This is a genomic window from Vibrio sp. 704, from assembly GCF_033339295.1.
Genome location: NZ_JAWOUH010000997.1, coordinates 1 through 522 on the forward strand (window position 1 = coordinate 1; position 522 = coordinate 522).

The 522-nt window shown below is 45.2% G+C and carries 1 protein-coding gene; it reads right to left on the reverse strand.

Annotation, left to right across the window (positions count from 1 at the left end):
• Window positions 1-487, reverse strand: a 487-nt coding sequence (locus R7R24_RS30315; protein WP_318120664.1) for an MltR family transcriptional regulator, incomplete at its 3' end; no start/stop codon positions are given.
• Window positions 488-522 lie beyond the last annotated feature (35 nt).

The following is a 522-nucleotide window of genomic DNA, read 5'->3' on the forward strand; positions in this document are numbered from 1 at the left end:
TCGCGAGTGACAGGCCGGACTTAATGATTTGTTGTTGGCGCTGAAGCTGGAGTTGGTAAAACTCAAGATCGATGTCGTCATCGGGTTCGTTGACTTCCAATTGCACCATGCCCATTTTCTTCACCAGATGCAGTTTTTTGATCGGTTCTAGGATATTCGGGTCAGTGAACTCGTAGTCCGATGCATCGCTGTTCAGTTGGTTTTTCAGCTTAATGATGTCTTCGATATCGTGGTAGATGTCGTCGGGTAATACACCTAGACCAAACAATAACTTCAAACGAACCGATAAGTCGCCAAGCGGTCCTGAATCTTGCAGTAATGGGCCGACGACCGATTGCACAGCAAAGTTATCTTTACGGAAGATTCTTTGGATGAGTCCGTCGATGGATTCGTTAAAAACGTCGACGGTCGCAATAAAGAAGCCACGTACCGATGGTGCGCTGTTGAGTCGTTCAATGATCTCGGTTTCGTTGATGTTATCTGCCATATACTGATCAGTTGTTTCATTATTATATTAAGGGG